This is a genomic window from Pseudomonas parafulva NBRC 16636 = DSM 17004, assembly GCF_000730645.1.
In the GTDB taxonomy this organism is placed as follows: Bacteria; Pseudomonadota; Gammaproteobacteria; order Pseudomonadales; family Pseudomonadaceae; genus Aquipseudomonas; species Aquipseudomonas parafulva.
Genome location: NZ_BBIU01000006.1, coordinates 226,176 through 242,615 on the forward strand (window position 1 = coordinate 226,176; position 16,440 = coordinate 242,615).

Below are 16,440 nucleotides of genomic sequence, written 5' to 3' on the forward strand. Positions count from 1 at the left end.
GCCCCTGCCTTGTGCACAAAGCGCGGCGAGCCTAACACCTGTTTATCCATACAGTAAAGACTTGCATACCTATGACCTCTCCAATCATCCCCTGGATGGGTGGCAAACGCCGCCTGGCCGACCGCTTGATCCCTCTCTTTCCCCCTCATGAATGCTATGTCGAAGTCTTCGCCGGCGGTGCCGCGTTGTTCTTCATGCGTCCCCAGCCCGCCCCGGTGGAGGTGCTGAATGATCTGAACGGTGAGCTGGTCACCCTCTATCGCGTGGTACAGAACCACCTGGAGGAATTTGTGCGCCAGTTCAAATGGGCGCTCAGCTCTCGGCAGATCTTCGAGTGGCAAAAAATGACGCGTCCTGAAACTCTGACCGATATCCAGCGCGCGGCGCGGTTCTTCTACCTGCAGCAGCATACCTTTGGCGGCAAGGTAACTGGGCAAACCTTCGGTACCGCAACTACTGCGCCGGCCATCAACCTGCTGCGCATCGAGGAGAACCTTTCCGCCGCGTGGCAACGCCTCGCCGGCACCTATGTCGAGAACCTGCACTGGCTCGCCTGCGCCGAACGCTATGATCGAGCGCACACGTTCTTCTACATGGACCCGCCCTACTGGCAGACGGCTGGCTATGGCGTTGACTTTCCCTTCGAGGAATACGAGCGCATGGCCGACTTCATGCGCCGGTGCAAGGGCAGGGTGATGGTCAGCATCAATGACCACCCGGACATCAGGCGCGCCTTCGATGGCTTCCACTTCGAATACCTGGATATCCGCTACACCAACACTAACCAGCGCCAAGGTAAGGCGGAGGTGACCGGCGAACTGGTGATCATGAATTGGCAACCGACGGGGCTTGGGCAACTTTTCTGACGCTGGTCGAGCAGGGTGGGCAGGTGCCCCACCCTGGCTCTGTCAATGTGCGAGCTATCGGCCCATCGCGATTCGTTGCTGCAGCTCTTTCAACTGCTCAGCCTCATCTGCCGTGCGCCGTTCGATTCGATGATGCAGGGCGGCTGAGAGCTGAAACAGCTCTGGGGTGGATAGCAATAGGTGGCCAGTGGCAACGGCGCTGATCATTTCCCTCAGCGTCATCACAACAGCATCTTCCGGGACAGGTTGGATGTGTTCCTTGCCCGTATGATCGAACGATATCAACCGGCGCCGGCCCGTCAGTGTCGGCGCTTCAATAGGCTTTTCTGCTGGCAGCTGAGTGAACTGGCGATTAAGCCATATGCGGGACTCGCTGCCCAGCTCGGCTTTGCAATAGTCTGCTGCACGCTCGGCACCCATGGTGTCGATCATCCACAGATCACGATTACCCCGACGCAGCTTACGCTTGTGCTGTGGCAGCAGGCTGCGGACTATTCTATCAGAGCTGCCCAGGCATAGTGCTGTGCATAGGTTGCCGGCGCTGAGCCAATAGGTGTCGTTCAGTTTAGCGATCAAGATGTGGCGGCCACGGAACGCGCGGTGCTCGAGCACGGCATCCTGTATAACTGGCAAGCTGCTCTTCTCGGTGGCCGCTTGCTCCAGCTGGTTGAAGGCGTTGATATATGCCTCTTTCCACTTCGCCGCTTCTTTGCCAGTGAAGCCCATGCACAGGAAGGTTAAGCCATCGCGGGTCATGCGGTAGTACGGCTCGGGCTTATTGTTCGAGCCGGGACGGGCACACGCCGCAAAATTGCGGAGTGCGAATTCAGATGAGCAATCCAAGTTACGCAGAAGCTTGAGAACGTCGTCATGGCGCTTGCCGAAGTGGGCAGCGACATCGAGACTAGTGGTGGTTGGATGGCCGTCAATCAACTCTATGGATACAGGAGAAACGGTTACGATGGTCTTCATTGTTGGATACCTGCGTTCGCTCTGTGAGCCGCTCCCCAACGCCAATTAGGTGAGCGGAACCGTGCGGGTTGGCGTACCGGACGCAGGGCCGGCGAGCCCGAAGGCTCCCATGCACGGCCCGCCCATAACGGGTGAAGCCATGCTGCGGACACAAAAAAACCGCTCCAACGGCGGTCGTGTCTGATATCTCAAGCACAACCAGTATGTGTCGTGGTAATGTCATATCGCCATGCCTCGCGCCTGCGAAGCTGTGCTGCTGTGGATGATAGTTTATCTTTGATCGGAGATATAATCGTAGTGAAGATGGGTGCAAGCACACTCTCGGATAGTTATCATAAAATAGTGCCCCGAGCAGAAAGATTGAGAATCGCTTTGCTGGCTGAGTTAGATCACTTACTCAAAAAAGAGAATGTTGCTCTCGGTGTACCGATTGAGTCGCGAATCAAAGCGTGGGAGTCAATAGCTGAAAAGGCTGAGCGAAAGTCTATAGAGTTCGACAGTGTAGCGAAATTGAATGATCTAATAGGCATAAGATTAATACTGCTCTTCAGCAAGGATTTGGCTGTGGTGTCTAAGATGCTGAATTCTAATCTCACGGTTATTCAGTCTGAAGACAAGTCCGCTCAGCTAGGGGAGTCACAGTTCGGTTATCAGTCTCAGCATTTTATTATAAAGGCCCCAGACGAATGGACAAAACTACCTACATGGAGTGATCTGGGCGGTTTACGAGTTGAAATTCAAGTAAGGACATTGGCTCAACATATTTGGGCAGCTGTTTCACACAAGCTCCAATATAAACAAGAGGCGGGCGTGCCTCCGCCCTTGCGTAGAGCTATTAATAGGGCTTCTGCACTTTTGGAGACTGTGGATGTCGAGTTTGATCGTTTGCTTATAGCTCGTGATGAGTATTTAGAGGCAGAGTCTGTAGTAAGTGATCCAGATGAGCTTCTGAATGTCGATCTAGTTGAGGCAGTGCTCACGAAGATTTTCCCGTCCGCTAATAAAAGTGAATCGGAAGACTATAACGATTTGTTGGGAGATCTGGTGAACTTCGGTATCGATAATGTCGGGCGATTGAGAGAAGTCATGAAGCGGCACTATGTCAAGATTATGGATGAGGAGAAAAAATACACTAAAAAGCATAGGACTCCAGTCTTCTTTAGGCATGTTGGCCTTGCCCGACATGGACTTCGCTGTGAGTTTGGCTCGCAAGCTGTGACAGATTTCTTTGTGGCTAAACGTGAAGAACAGCGGCGGATTGATCAATAAAATTGAAGCGTCGATATATTTTTAATGTATAAATTTAGGCTTGGTTCTAGTTCTAGTTCTAGTTCTAGTTCTAGTTCTAGTTCTAGTTCTAGTTCTGCTTCAAGTTCCTCGTCCAAGTATTGCGTTAATATATGATTATCGGAATAATTGGGCGAGACTGTTTTGGTTGATGGGAAGTTGACTGGGTGGGGTATTAGTTTTTCAATCCGCGAAGCGATGAGACTTTTCATTGGGCAGCTATTAGTGGTATAAATTCATAGGCGTGGAAGTGCTTTTGTCTGTAGGTATCAATGTGCTAAGGTTTGAAGAAAGCGTCTACCAATCCATAACCATGCTCGTGTCTGGTTTCAGTCGGCTTGGCTAATTCGCCCGCTGCAACTATGTGACGACTTAACTCCTGAGCTGTGATATACCAGCCAATATTGCTTCAGCATGAATATCAAGGGTCGCTAGAGCAATAGTGACGTTTTCATGTACGTTGACTGAGCCACGACGGCTTACCCAAAGTGAAAGCTCCTCCAGCGCCGCCCGGATGGCAACTTGGTTCAGAAGCAGCAGTTCTAGCGTGTCCGCAGTCGTCGAGTTTTGGTCATCCATCAGCATGCTCCAGGTTCGGAACTCATAGGGAGATTACAAAGGCGCCTAGCTTAAACGGGCGCTTTGCCAAGGTCATTGTACTTGGTTATGCTATCCTGCGATAGAATATCGAAAGTGTCGGGCGGGTACAAATGCCTGTCTCTGGTTGGCGCCGGTGCAATGTCACCCTGGGTCGGTTCGAGAGCCGGTGCGAGCTTGATCGCGGTATGGTAGTGGATCGGGGAAGGAATTGAGAAAGTTGTTTAAGCTGCTTTTCAGCGATACTTGAGTGGTGGCTGTTTAAAGCTTAACTTAGTCCAAAGAATGAGGTTCAATTTTGGTATGAGTCTCAAGGCTGGTATCAAGGCTATTCAGCATAGCCTTGATATGCGGTATTAGACGAACTTCGAGCCAGAACATGTGTGGGATTACTTTTTCTTTTTTTTGTCCTTGTTTAGCTGTGCCTGCTTTGCTTTTTTTTCTATGTAACTTTGGCAATGATTGTAGCTATGCAGTTTGTCGTGACTCATCGCAATTAAAATCGTATTTGCTTGCTGGATCTCACGGTCAATAGTTGTCTTGTATTGCATTCCATAGTGAGGTGGTCCAGCTGGAATAAAATTTACTATTGTTTTTCGTCGATTAATTCTTTCTGAGATTGCGTTAGTGTCAAGCTCCCACGCTTTGCCTTCGGCTGAAAGGTTAAATCGTGGGGAGCAATTGGCGACAGCGTCACAAACCCTGATTTGCGATGTTGCGCCAACTCCTACATAAAGAGAGATAAAATCTTCAGGTGGAGGCCCAGGTCTCAATACGAGCCAGTCTTGAGTGTTCTCTAGCCAGTTCGATCTAATGAATCTATAAAGATAATCGGGTACTGTGTTGTTGGCAACTTGAGTCATATCCTTTGCTCAATCAAATGCAATGCGCAGAATTTTTCGTATTTGCTTGGCATCGCTGCTATCGATAATAGTAGCCTCGCCGCTAAATGATGGAAAGTTTTTTTGAGTGCCAGGTGTAGCGTATGAGAATATTAAGTCAGAGTCTGTGCGGACTTGGATGTCAAGTATGTTCAAGTTTTTGCATACTAACACGCCGAAGCAACCTGTACTTCTATCAATGTAACTCTTGCCCTTGGAGTCAGCAAAATGAGGAAGATAGCGGAGGAAGTAATTTAATGACTCTCCTGAAGGTTGCGACATTGGTCGATCACCTTCGTGAAGCTCTTTCATATAGCTGTCAATTGTTCTCGATAGATCTGAAAAATACCAGCTCCAATGGGAGGTTTTAAATTTTTTCGGAAGGGCTTTGATAAATTCTTTTAAAGCGTGCGTGGCGCTATAGTTTATGAAGCTCAAGCTTGGTGCGGAAAACCGATCCATATAAACCGACCAATCATCAAGCAATACTTCGGATTCATTGAATTTAAATGGTTCGAACGAATTACTTTTATATTTTTGCGGTAAATTGGTAAAGAAAAAGTGGGATTTAGCCGGCGTGGAAAACACCTTTTTTTTGATGTTTGGGGTGTCCATTGTAAAAGAGTGAGCTGCGCTCTTAGTATCAGTTTTCATCTTCCGATTCGTGCTCCTCATCAACAGGATCCATTGAGTCGATCAGATCCGACAAGTGTCGGTTGAAGCTTTTTGCTGCAGTTTTAGTAAGCACTACAGAACTGAAAATATTTTCGTAACCTTCCTCGACGTCAGCGAAGTCAATGCATATGACTTCATTATGAAGTGTGCTAAGGGAAAAAGAGTTAGCGAACTTTGGAGCATCTGCCCGGTTCGTATTTGCGCTGGCGATTACAGATCCTTTGCTTCGATTACGCGATTTGCTGCTCATGTCTCAACTCCATACTAAATTTTAGCAGTATATCAAAATGAAATTTTATAAGCAAGAGCTATAGGTTGTTAAAATAATTTTTTGCTAAAATGCCATCGGATATTATTAATTGCCTAAGGTTTTAGTCGCGTGGGGCATTTAGGTCATAACAATGAAGTACAAAGATTTATTTAGCTCTCGGTACGTCTCAAACACAATATTTGAGAGCGGCCACATACAGTTTCGACTACACAAGCAGGAACGGTAGCAGACGTTTTTAAATCACGCTCGTGCAATTGGCTCGCTGTTACTTGGATTGCGAATCAATATGCATAGTTGGTGGCTAGCTACTGGGGCTGGGCATGATTTTCCGCAATGGCTTGGACATTCTTGCAGGCTCTCACCGTTCGAGTTAGTTAACACCTCATAATACAAAGCGCTACTAGAGGTTGTCGTCAATGGGGTAGTGACGAAGCTAGGCTAACGAGCAGTTGGTACAAAAATGGTACGTATTCAGTTTAATTCTGCTCAAGCCTTTGAATCACGCACGTTAGAGCCAAGATAGGCCCAATCCATCATCGGGGCAACGCTGAAGCGGCGGGACGGCTCAATGCGTTGTTTGTTCAAGTCTTGAGGCATCTAAGTCACGTGTCTGAATGACCAGGCGCACCGCGCCAGGCCAAGTGGTATTCGAGGAGGCGCATAGTCTATCAACCCAAGCAATCCCGCGTCCGGTTTTGTCCGATGGGGGGCTTTCAGCTGGGCTCTAAACCATCCAGCCCGGCCTCGCTACAAAACCCGTCAAATGCCATACCGCTTGTTACCCCCTGAGGTAATGCAGTAGCGACCACCGCGGGGCCCGATACAAACACGGCCAGAAGAGCAGGGGCACGACATACCATACGTAGGTCCGGCGTTGCGAGCAGGCTGCGGAACCGCCCGCTGCCTTTTTTGCGTGGCGTGGACAAAGCAATTTGCTGTGGTGCAGAGGTTCTTTAACGAAAGCCAGCGCGGAGCCTGGCCATCGAGGCTGATGCGACCCCAATCCGCGCGTTGTTCGTAAACTCGCACAGTGTCACCCCGTTTAAGGCTGCCAACCACCGTGCCGCCTGGGCTGGCACGCAGGTTCAGCTTGTCAGCGTTCACAAAATGCTCAAGGGTTGAAGATGAGGGTTTTTGCCCCACACCTGGCGACTCGGCCGCAAGGGTGCTCACTGGCGTGGGGCTAATCGGCTTCTTAACTTCAGACGGGCTCTTTTTTCCGGTTGCCCAGACCACGACGAAGAGCACCACGATTGGCAGCAGCCATAACTGTCTTTTATCGCGCATATCCCTTGCACCTATTCAGTAAGCAACACAGGTACCGCAGCCATCCGCTTAAAGTGTAGTCAGCAACCGCTGCAGATTCTGATATTCCCACCCTGACAGCAACGCAATCGGATCAATACGGGCACCCGGGTCGAACGCCCAGCACCTGCCCTCCGGGCTCACACACCACTCGCAAAACTCAGGCTCGCCGCTGTTGGCGCAGATGCGCATCTTCCAGCCATCGACATCCACTACGTAATGCAAGCAATCCAATTGTTCTGAAACCTGGCCACGAACAATTGTCATCGTCCGGCGCCCGAAAAGCGCTTCCCGCAGCACTTGGCAGGCCTCACGCGCAGTGAGCGGATTGGGCACCGCTTCATCCCATTCTTCCAGGTTCATCTCTGCACCGAGCCTCCTAATGAGCCGCCGCCAATAGTATCCTGCTTCACCAGGTGCCAGTCCTTCACCGCGCTTGACTGCGAACTCGCTGAACGACCCACCCATCCGCCCACTCAGATGGCTCACCCGCTGACCCAACCCAGGCCCCGCCATGCACCCCCAAGTAAGACCCGCCACCCTCGCCGACACCCTACCAATCGCAACCTTGCACCGCGAGGCCTTCACACGCCAGATGGGCTCCGACACCTGGGTACACGCCACGTTGTCCGCCTCACCGCGAATGCTGGCGTTCGTGTTGGACCTGGAAGGCGAAATCGCCGGCTATATCTTCTGGGCGCAGAAGTCCGGCATTCGCCCCGAGGCCACGCTGGAACTCGATCAAATAGCGGTGGCCGGCCGGCATCGCGGGCACGGCTTCGGCGAGCAGCTGATCAGGGCGTCACTGGCCTTGGTTACCGAAGCGTTCAGCAGCCAGGGCCAACGTATAAAGTCGGTCCTCGTCTCAACCCGTGCCGACAACGCTGCCCAGCAGCTTTACGCGAAAGTGCTGGGCGCAAAGGTGGTGGCCAGTATCGATGGCCTGTATTCGGCCACGGAAGTGATCATGTTGGCCACCTTGAATCAAATACCCGACGAGCAGGCCGACTAGTGCCAAAGCCGGCCTATTTCAACGGCACATAAACATCCGTCTCCCACCGCTCTACCGGTGTTTCGGGATACACACTCAGGTATTCGAATATCAGCGGATGGTCGCGCAGCTCCTCTCCGCTGGCGGGCAGCCAGTCCCGGTACACCGGGTAGATCGTTTCGCCAATGCAGTCCAGCGAGCCGACGTGGCGGATCACCGCACACCGTCCTGCCGGTATCACCCGCGCTTGCACGCCATAGGTGTTGGCCTGCAGGGCATCGCGCATCTCGCCGCACACGGCGAAGCGGAAATCCTCTGCGGGGGTGGTGTCGGGGTTGTCGTAGGGGATGCCGAACGTGCGGCAGCTGGCGACGGGCGATTGGCCGGTTTGCATTCGCCACTGGCGAAAGCGCGCCACGGTTTCGCCCACGCGGTTGGGCGCCCCGTGGTGGTCCAGCGCGGCAACGCGGGTTTCAGGGAAGTTCACGATACGGATCTGCATGCTGATACGCCTGGCAAGGTGGGGAACCACGAACACCGCACTCCAGGCCTTCCAGTTGGGCGCCTTGGCAAAGGCGCTGGGGGGCATGCCGAAGGCGCGCCTGAATGCCCTGGAAAACGCCTCGGGGCTTTCGAAGCCCGCACCGAGCGCGGCCTGCACGACCGAGACCTGTGGTGACGCCGCCAGCTGATGTGCCGCGCGGCGCAGCCGGGTGAGCTGGACGTAGCGCGATACCGGCACGCCCATGAACGCGCTGAACTGTCGGTGAAAGTGATACGCCGAAAAATTCGCAAGGCGGCTCAGCGTTTCGACCGAGAGGTCACCGTCGAGGTGGCCATCAATGTGGGCGAGTACGGCATCAAACCGTTTCGCGTACTTGGCGAGCAGTTTCTGGTCGGTCAACGATGGGGTCTCTGAACGTTGCGGTATGCCTATCATTCCCGCTTCAGCGGGTGCGTTGCCTAGCCGTAGTTGCTCTGTCGGCAATAGTGTTCACTAGGCAGTGACTGCGCCTTTAAAACTGATATCGTAATGATGTCAGTGCTACGCAACCTTTTGCGCAATGCAGCGGTCGGAGTATGCACTGATTGCGTCTCGCAACCGCAGATGCTGCGTTATGTAACCGCTGCAATGTGCCATGCAAGCCAGGGATTCGGCATTCTTCGTCTTCCTCCGAGTATCAACCCATGCTTCATCTATTTCGTAACCGCCATGAGCTTCAGGTCCTCAGGCAACTGGCTGCCGCGCTGCCTTCCTCCTCCAGGGCCGAGGCTGGCCGTGGCTCGGCCAGCTGGGCAGACGTGCAAAGTGAATGGACTTCACGCGAACTGAAAGCGGCAGAGCGGGACAACCGTATTGCCGAACTGGAGCGCGAGCTGGAGTCTGCGCGCCAGTTGCTGGCCGAAGCCGATGCCAGTGCCCGTGCTTCGGAAACCCGCTTCGACCTGGTCAACCGCGCCTCCAGCGAAGGCCTGTGGGACATGGAAGTGGTGGCTGGCGACCCAGTCAACCCACGTAACCGCTTCTGGTGGTCGCAGCAATTCAGGGAGATGCTGGGCTTTCGCGACGAGCGCGACTTCCCCAACGTGCTGGCCAGCTGGGCCGACCGCCTGCACCCGGATGACCGGGCCGCCACTCTGGATGCGTTTGCCCGCCACCTGAACGACAAGTCGGGCATGACACCGTACCGGGTGCGCAACCGCCTGGCCATGAAGGACGGCAGCTACCGCTGGTTCTTCGCCCAGGGCGAAACCCTGCGTGACAGCCGGGGCGTGCCGCTGAGGGTTGCCGGTGCGTTGCGGGACATCCATGACGAGCTGCAGCGCGAGCAGGAACACGATGTGATCATCACCCGTTTCGAGCTGGCACGGGAGATGTTGTCCGATGGCTTGTGGGACATGGAAGTGATCGCGGGTGACCCGGTCAACCCGAACAACCCGTTCTGGTGGTCGCCGCAGTTCCGCCGCCTGCTGGGCTTCGAGACGGTGGAGGAATTCCCTGACGTGCTGGACAGCTGGGCCTCGCGCCTGCATCCGCAAGACAAGGCCTACAGCCTGGAAGCGTTCCAGGCCCACCTGAACGACCGCTCCGGCAAGACCCCCTTCGACATTGAGTACCGGTTGAAGATGAAAAGCGGCGAATACCGCTGGTTCCGCGCACGCGGGCAGACCAAGCGCGATGCCCACGGTGCGCCACTGCGGGTGGTGGGGGCGCTGGTGGACGTGGACCTGGAGCACCAGCAAAGCGCCATGCGCGATACCGAGGCGGCCCACCAGCGCACGCTGGAAGCGAACATCGTCAAGCTTACGCAGATTGTCGGCACCATCCAGAGCATTGCCAGCCAGACCAACCTGCTGGCACTGAACGCGGCCATTGAAGCGGCCCGTGCAGGCGAGGCGGGCAGGGGCTTTGCGGTGGTGGCGGATGAAGTGCGCAAGCTGGCCACGCGCACCACCGAGGCCACCGAGCAAGCGGCTGACATGATGCGCACCTGAACCCTGGGCGATCGGGAAGAGTAGGCAGGGGTCGCATTTTATATATAATGCGACTCACTCCCAATTAGCCCCTGTCTGGTCATGACCAAGTCTTCCCCTGATGCCGAACTGATCAGTGCGCTGGCCCTGCATTATGACGACCTGGTCGCCTATATCCGCAGGCGCTTTCACGGCAGCCAGTTCGCCCGAGACGTCGTGCATGACGTGTGCCTGCAATTGCTGGAGAAGCCGCCGCAACAGGCGGTCAAGCTGCCATTCGCGTTTCTGCGCCGCACATCCTTCAACCGCGCCATCGACCGCCGCCGCGCGGACAACACGCGCCTGGCGTACTTCGAACCCACCGGCTCGGTACCTGACTGCTATGTGCATGAGCTCGATGGCGCCGCAGCGCTGGACTTCGAGCAACAGTTGGAAGCGCTGCTGGCGATCATCGACGCGTTGCCGGCGCGTGCCCGGCAGGTGTTCCTGCTGCATCGGATTCACGACATGCCGCAACGGGAGATCGCGTGTGAACTGGGGATCTCGGTGAACATGGTCACCCAGCACTTTGCCCGGGCCATGCGCAGCATTGCCCAGCGCTGGGAGCCTGCGCGGCAGGCATTGGCGGGGCGGGGCTGAGCCATGGCACAGCCCCGTCGGCCCGACCCGGGCGACCCACTTACGGCCTTCGAACGTGCAGTGCGCGAACGGGTGCCTTCGCGTGAGGCCGTGCTGGCTGAAGCCAAGGCGCAAACCGCCCGGCAGCGCACACGCAAGAAAGTGCTGGGCGCCACGGTTTCGGTGCTGTGCCTGGCAGTCACGTTATGGATGTTGGACCCGGCCTGGCGTACGGATGACCTGCGCACCGGTTATGCCCAGCGACAGCGCCTGCAGTTGCCCGACGGCAGCCTCGCGGTGCTCAACAGCGCCACCCACCTGCGTATCGAACACCGCTTGCGTAGCCGCCAGTTTGAACTGCTGGAGGGGGAGGCCGCCTTCACCGTTGCGCACGGTGCCAGGCCGTTCATCGTTCGCAGCCAAGGGGTGACGGTGCGGGATATTGGCACCGTATTCAACGTGCGCAGCGACGCCCGCGGTGTCGCGGTTGCGGTGGTGGAAGGCGCGGTGGAGGTTTCAACCGCTTCGGTTGCGCCACGACGCCTGGAGGGCGGCCAGCAGGTGCTGGCGAGCAATCAACACCTCGGGCGTGTGACAGCACGTGCGCCATCGCAGGCCAGTGCCTGGCAGCAAGGCAAACTGCGCTTTGATGGCACACCGCTGCGCGAGGTGCTGGCCGATATCCGTCGCTACCGCCAGGCGCCGGTCAACCTGGCAGACCCGCGTTTGGCACACCTGCGTGTGTCTGGGGAGTTTGACACGGCGGCCATCGAATCGCTGATTGACCTGCTGCCGGCGATTCTACCCGTGATAGTGACCCGCTCCGGTAACGGCACCGTTACAGTGAGCGGCCGATAGCGCTGTCGCCGGGGCGGTTATCAGAAGCTAACGATAATTTTTCGCATCGCACCTCAACATTGCGCTACTTTCATCCGCCACTGCCAATGAACGTCACTTTTGATCGCGTCATTGGGGAGCTGCATGAACAACCACACACCACCGCGCCGTATCCATGTCGGCCGCCTGTCGGCACTGACGGCAAGCCTGCTGCTGGCCTCCAGCCTGCAGGCCCAGGAAGCCCAGTACAACGTGAATGTACCTGCCCAGCAACTGGACCAGGCGCTCAACGCCCTGGCCCGCCAGACGGGCAGCCGCATCCTGTTCGCCACCGATACTGCTGCGGGCCGGCAGGCACCTTCGCTGGCTGGCCATTTGAGCGTGGATCAGGCGCTGCAACGGCTGTTGCAGGGTTCGAGCCTGAGTGTGGAGAAGACGGCGGAGGGCAGCTACGTGATCGCCGAACAGGTCACTGCCGACAATGCGCTGACCCTCGGGGCCATCACCATTCAGGGGCAGGGGATGGGTGAGGCGACCGAAAACAGCAAGTCATACACGGCAGGCCTGGTCAGCGTGGGTTCGAAGACGCCCACCAGCCTGAAGGACACCCCCCAGGCTGTTTCCATCATCAGCCAGCAGATGATCGAGGACCAGCGCATCACCACGCTGCCCGAAGCCATGAAGCGTACCCCGGGCATCACCGTGCGCAACAACAGTTACAGTTCGCAGCAGTTCTATTCCCGAGGTTTCGGTATCGACAACGTGCAGATCGACGGCACGTCACCGATGGACATCGGCACCGGGCTGGGCACCTTCTACAGTGAGCGGCTGTACGACATGGCGCCCTATGACCACGTTGAGGTATTGCGCGGTGCAAGTGGGTTGTTGGGCGGCACCGGGGACCCGGGTGGCATCGTCAACCTGGTGCGCAAGCGGCCAATGGCCAGCTACCAGCTGAAACTGAACACTTCCGCAGGCTCCTGGGACAATTACCGCAGCGAAGTGGACCTCACCGGCCCTCTGGGCCTGGAGGGCAAGCTGCGCGGCCGGGTAGTGGCGGCCTACACCGACCGCCAATACTTCATGGACAAGCGCAGCACCGAAAAGCCTTTCCTGTACGGCATTCTGGAAGCGGACGTTACCGATGACACGATGCTGACGGTGGGTGGCAGCTATGACAAGGTCAAGGACAACGGTACCGGGGACGGCCTGCCGCGCTACAGCACAGGTGGCGACCTGAAACTGCCGCGCAGCACCTGGTTCACCTCCAACCGGGCATGGTCGGACAGCTACACCCGGGAGTGGTTTGCCAAGATCGACCACAGCTTCAACCCGGACTGGAAGCTCAACGCTTCCTATACCCACTCGTATAACAGCGCCAACGTCGAGGGGATAAACCCTTACGGCTCAGTAGACGAAACCACCAACACCGGCACGTACTGGTGGGGCAGCTACGTTTCAAGCTGGAGCAACCAGTCGGTATTCGACATCAACCTCTCGGGCACCTTCGACGCCTTTGGCCGCCAGCACGAATTGCTGCTGGGCGCCGACTACCAGAAGGTGACCAGTCGCTGGCGCGCTGCCATGGGTGTCAACGGTAAAGGCGGGTTGATCGACCTGTGGAACCCTGGTGCCACGCCCTTGCCGGAGTTGGGCTCCAACCGGAGCTTCTGGCGGGACTACAACCCCAATACGCGAGAGCAGTACGGCGCCTATACCACGCTGCGCCTGCAGTTGACCGACCCGCTGAAACTCGTGGCCGGCGCCCGCGCCCAGCGTTACAGGTTCGAGCAGGCCTATAGCCTGCGCAACAATGACGGCACCGGGCCGTGGCAAGAGCAGGACCGGGTCACCGACCGCGAAGCGACCACGCTGGTGCCCTATGGTGGGCTGATCTATGCGTTGGACGAACAGTGGTCTGCTTATGCCAGTTACTCGGAAGTGTTCAAGCCGCAGTCGCAGAAAATGCAAGGCCCCGAGGCCTCGCCATCACCCCTTGAGCCAATGACCGGTAAAACCTATGAAACCGGCCTCAAAGGGGAGCTGTTCCAGGGCGCGCTCAATGTCAGTGCAGCGCTGTTCTACACCACCCGTGAGCACCAGGCGGCCACCGACCCAGCCTACCCTAACCCACCCTTCAGCTACAGCAGCTCATGTTGCTTCCTGGCGCAGGACAAGGTCATCAGCAAAGGCATCGACCTGGAGGCGACCGGCGAGATCATGCCGGGGTGGGACATCATGGCGGGGTATACCTACAACGTGATCCGCAACAGCAGCGAAGAGACGCTGTCGAGCACGGTAACGCCCCGTCATCTGTTGAAACTGTGGAGCGTCTACAACTTCAAGGGGGCGCTGGAGGGCTGGCGCGTGGGGGGTGGGGTAACGGCCATGAGCCCCACTTACGTCACCGGTAAAGCCTACCGATTCGATGGCAACGGCAATGTGACAGACAGCAATGATTATGATTTCAGCCAGAGCGGTTATGCGGTCTACGATGCGATGATTGAATACGATATTGATAATCATTGGACGGTTGCGCTAAACGGCAACAATTTGTTCGATCGCCGTTATTACGCCAGTGTCGGCACTTCTGAGTATGGAAATTACTATGGCGAGCCGCGCAACGTTGTGCTGACGCTGCGTGGCACCTTCTGGTAAGCGGCATTGCTGCGCCCGGACGCCTGCCTGAACCGCAGGCGTTTTTTATATGCGTCAACGATGTGGCGCCATTTTTTTCATTAAAGTCATCGGCCAGTGGAACGCTTGGCGCCGGGGTGGGGTCAGTGTCTTGGCAATTGGCCATTAGTTACGTTCAAGGGCGTACTGATCGTCCTGGCTTTTGAGTTGATGAAAAATATCGCACGGCACTTCAGGGTAATCGGGTGCCGCCGATACAGCATTGATGCCAGCGCCTGAGTGCAATTGCAGCCCATCCCTTTTATTGCAGGCCTCCCTAATGAATTGGTTCTACGACGCCCGATTAGCAATCAAGCTGTACCTCGCCTTCGCGCTTTGCGCATTGATCACCTTGATTGTAGGAGTTGTCGGTAGCCAAGGAATCGGCTCGTTGTCTTCGAGTTTGCAACTCGTGTTCTCCAATAACCTGGTGTCGGTGGCCAAAACTGCCGAAACCCGCTCCAGTGCAATTGCGCAGAGTCGTGATCTTTATCGCTTCCTGGCGGCAACTACCACCAATGCGCCGCAAGAGGAACGCAGTGCCATTCTCGCCTCCATGAAAGAGAATCGCCTGGCGAGCGAAAAAGCCTTCGCTGTTTATCGTGCAACGCCCTTGGCTGATGACGAGCGTGCGGCCGGCGACAAGATGGAAAAGGACTGGCCCGCCTACCAAGCGGTCGTCGACCGGACCGTGGCGACCATCCAGAGCGGCGACCTTGCAGCTGCCAGGCAACTGATGGCCGGCGAGTTGCACCAGGCCTTCCGTACCGTGATCGACGAACTGACCATCATGGTCGAATCCAACAACCGCCAGATCGGTGAGGGCGCGCAGGACGCCAGGGACAGTGAGACGGCTGCCAAGCTCAACCTGTACATCGGCATTGGTGTCGCCTTCGTGGCTGCACTGCTGCTGGGCATGTTCATCAGCCGGGTGATCAGCAAACCGATTGCGGTGGCTGTTCGTAACGCCGAACGCATTGCGGGCGGCGACCTCACCCAGGCGGTTGAAAGCGGCCATGCCGATGAAACCGGCCAACTGCTGACCGCGCTGGGTGGCATGCAGAACAACCTGAAAACCACAATTCAGCAGATCGCCAGTGCGGCAGACCAGTTGGCCTCCGCCGCTGAAGAACTGAATGCGGTCACCGAAGAGAGCACCCGCGGGCTGGTGCGTCAGAACGACGAGATTCAGCTGGCGGCCACTGCGGTGACCGAGATGAGCGCAGCGGTCGAGGAAGTGGCCCGTAACGCAACGTCCACCTCCGAAGCCTCTCGCCAAACCAGCCAGGAGGCGGCCAGTGGTCGTGACCAGGCCCGTGAAGCGGTGCAGGCCATTACCAGCGTCAACAGCGAAATCGGCCAGTCGACCGTGATTGTCGACGAGCTGGCGGGCAGCGTGCGTGATATCGCCAAGGTGGTGGATGTGATCCGTGGCATCGCCGAGCAGACCAACCTGTTGGCGCTCAATGCGGCGATCGAGGCCGCACGTGCTGGTGAACAAGGGCGTGGCTTTGCCGTGGTTGCCGACGAAGTGCGCGCACTGGCGGCGCGTACCCAGGCGTCTACCGGTGAGATCGAAGCCATGATCACCAGTGTGCAGTCGCGTGCCGACGATGCGGTGAAGGCCATGGGCAACAGCCGCAGCCTGGCAGACAGCACCGAGGCATTGGCCAAGGCCACGGGTGAGTCGCTTGAGCGGATCGCCCAGAACATCGCCCAGATCAACGACCGCAACCTGTTGATCGCCACGGCGTCGGAAGAGCAGGCCAATGTGGCGCGAGAGGTGGACCGCAACCTGATCAACATTCAGGACCTGTCGACCCAGACCTCGGCAGGGGCCAACCAGACCAACGCTTCCAGTCAGGAACTGTCGCGTCTGGCCATTTCGTTCAATACCCTGGTCAACACCTTCAAAATGTGATGCGTGATCGGGCGGGTTGACCTGCGTTGGGGCAGGGCAGGCAAGGCGCAACTGAGGTGCCTTGCCTG

At 56.6% G+C, this 16,440-nt stretch carries 15 protein-coding genes and 3 pseudogenes; 10 read left to right on the plus strand and 8 right to left on the minus strand.

The window, feature by feature from the left end; translation table 11 throughout:
* Positions 1-71 precede the first annotated feature (71 nt).
* Positions 72-866, plus strand: a complete 795-nt coding sequence (locus tag PPA02S_RS05420) for a DNA adenine methylase (protein ID WP_028632536.1) — start codon at positions 72-74, stop codon at positions 864-866.
* A gap of 54 nt (positions 867-920) precedes the next feature.
* On the opposite strand, the gene PPA02S_RS22505 is transcribed toward PPA02S_RS05420, so the two are convergent.
* Positions 921-1,838, minus strand: a complete 918-nt coding sequence (locus tag PPA02S_RS22505; RefSeq protein ID WP_080667821.1) for a Rha family transcriptional regulator — start codon at positions 1,836-1,838, stop codon at positions 921-923.
* A gap of 258 nt (positions 1,839-2,096) precedes the next feature.
* On the opposite strand from PPA02S_RS22505, the gene PPA02S_RS05430 reads away from it, so the two are divergent.
* The gene (locus tag PPA02S_RS05430; RefSeq protein ID WP_161629579.1) at positions 2,097-3,107 is read left to right on the plus strand and encodes a GTP pyrophosphokinase; all 1,011 of its coding nucleotides are present in this window, start codon (positions 2,097-2,099) and stop codon (positions 3,105-3,107) included.
* 390 nt (positions 3,108-3,497) lie between these two features.
* On the opposite strand, the gene PPA02S_RS05435 is transcribed toward PPA02S_RS05430, so the two are convergent.
* The 6 genes from PPA02S_RS05435 to PPA02S_RS05440 all read right to left on the minus strand — a co-directional run bounded on the left by PPA02S_RS05435 (position 3,498) and on the right by PPA02S_RS05440 (position 7,217).
* The gene (locus tag PPA02S_RS05435) at positions 3,498-3,704 is read right to left on the minus strand and encodes a hypothetical protein (protein ID WP_028632537.1); all 207 of its coding nucleotides are present in this window, start codon (positions 3,702-3,704) and stop codon (positions 3,498-3,500) included.
* Between the two features lie 407 nt (positions 3,705-4,111).
* Positions 4,112-4,585 (minus strand): hypothetical protein, encoded by a 474-nt coding sequence (locus tag PPA02S_RS22950; RefSeq protein ID WP_154660049.1) that lies wholly within the window; start codon positions 4,583-4,585, stop codon positions 4,112-4,114.
* 9 nt (positions 4,586-4,594) lie between these two features.
* Positions 4,595-5,257: a hypothetical protein gene (locus PPA02S_RS22955; RefSeq protein ID WP_154660050.1), complete on the minus strand. Its 663-nt coding sequence runs from the start codon at positions 5,255-5,257 to the stop codon at positions 4,595-4,597.
* The gene (locus tag PPA02S_RS22960) at positions 5,247-5,528 is read right to left on the minus strand and encodes a hypothetical protein (RefSeq protein WP_154660051.1); all 282 of its coding nucleotides are present in this window, start codon (positions 5,526-5,528) and stop codon (positions 5,247-5,249) included. Before PPA02S_RS22960 ends, PPA02S_RS22955 begins: the two co-directional genes overlap by 11 nt.
* A 780-nt stretch (positions 5,529-6,308) precedes the next feature.
* Entirely contained in the window at positions 6,309-6,836 is a 528-nt protein-coding gene (locus tag PPA02S_RS22510) for an SH3 domain-containing protein (RefSeq protein WP_080667823.1), read from the minus strand.
* 48 nt (positions 6,837-6,884) lie between these two features.
* On the minus strand, positions 6,885-7,217 hold the full coding sequence (locus PPA02S_RS05440; protein WP_033727950.1) for a DUF7693 family protein: 333 nt from the start codon (positions 7,215-7,217) through the stop codon (positions 6,885-6,887).
* 151 nt (positions 7,218-7,368) lie between these two features.
* On the opposite strand from PPA02S_RS05440, the gene PPA02S_RS05445 reads away from it, so the two are divergent.
* Entirely contained in the window at positions 7,369-7,866 is a 498-nt protein-coding gene (locus PPA02S_RS05445) for a GNAT family N-acetyltransferase (protein ID WP_042141331.1), read from the plus strand.
* A gap of 13 nt (positions 7,867-7,879) precedes the next feature.
* Here the strand turns inward: PPA02S_RS05445 and PPA02S_RS05450 are convergent, their stop codons facing one another.
* The gene (locus tag PPA02S_RS05450; RefSeq protein WP_028632539.1) at positions 7,880-8,749 is read right to left on the minus strand and encodes an AraC family transcriptional regulator; all 870 of its coding nucleotides are present in this window, start codon (positions 8,747-8,749) and stop codon (positions 7,880-7,882) included.
* 578 nt (positions 8,750-9,327) lie between these two features.
* Here PPA02S_RS05450 and PPA02S_RS23570 point away from each other — a divergent pair.
* The 7 genes and pseudogenes from PPA02S_RS23570 to PPA02S_RS23585 form a co-directional block, all read left to right on the plus strand.
* A pseudogene (locus PPA02S_RS23570) lies at positions 9,328-10,011 on the plus strand (PAS domain-containing protein); the annotation flags it as partial.
* 102 nt (positions 10,012-10,113) lie between these two features.
* Positions 10,114-10,317, plus strand: a pseudogene (locus PPA02S_RS23575) (methyl-accepting chemotaxis protein); the annotation flags it as partial.
* A 105-nt stretch (positions 10,318-10,422) separates the two neighbouring features.
* Positions 10,423-10,959, plus strand: coding sequence for an RNA polymerase sigma factor (locus tag PPA02S_RS05460; protein ID WP_028632541.1), 537 nt, complete (start codon positions 10,423-10,425; stop codon positions 10,957-10,959).
* Positions 10,960-10,962: 3 nt separating this feature from the next.
* Positions 10,963-11,796, plus strand: a complete 834-nt coding sequence (locus tag PPA02S_RS05465; RefSeq protein ID WP_028632542.1) for a FecR family protein — start codon at positions 10,963-10,965, stop codon at positions 11,794-11,796.
* Between the two features lie 123 nt (positions 11,797-11,919).
* On the plus strand, positions 11,920-14,433 hold the full coding sequence (locus PPA02S_RS05470) for a TonB-dependent siderophore receptor (protein WP_028632543.1): 2,514 nt from the start codon (positions 11,920-11,922) through the stop codon (positions 14,431-14,433).
* A 298-nt stretch (positions 14,434-14,731) separates the two neighbouring features.
* A pseudogene (locus tag PPA02S_RS23580) lies at positions 14,732-15,514 on the plus strand (MCP four helix bundle domain-containing protein); the annotation flags it as partial.
* Positions 15,509-16,372 (plus strand): methyl-accepting chemotaxis protein, encoded by an 864-nt coding sequence (locus tag PPA02S_RS23585; protein WP_439646124.1) that lies wholly within the window; start codon positions 15,509-15,511, stop codon positions 16,370-16,372. The pseudogene PPA02S_RS23580 and the gene PPA02S_RS23585, both read left to right, overlap by 6 nt.
* The last annotated feature ends 68 nt before the right edge of the window (positions 16,373-16,440 follow it).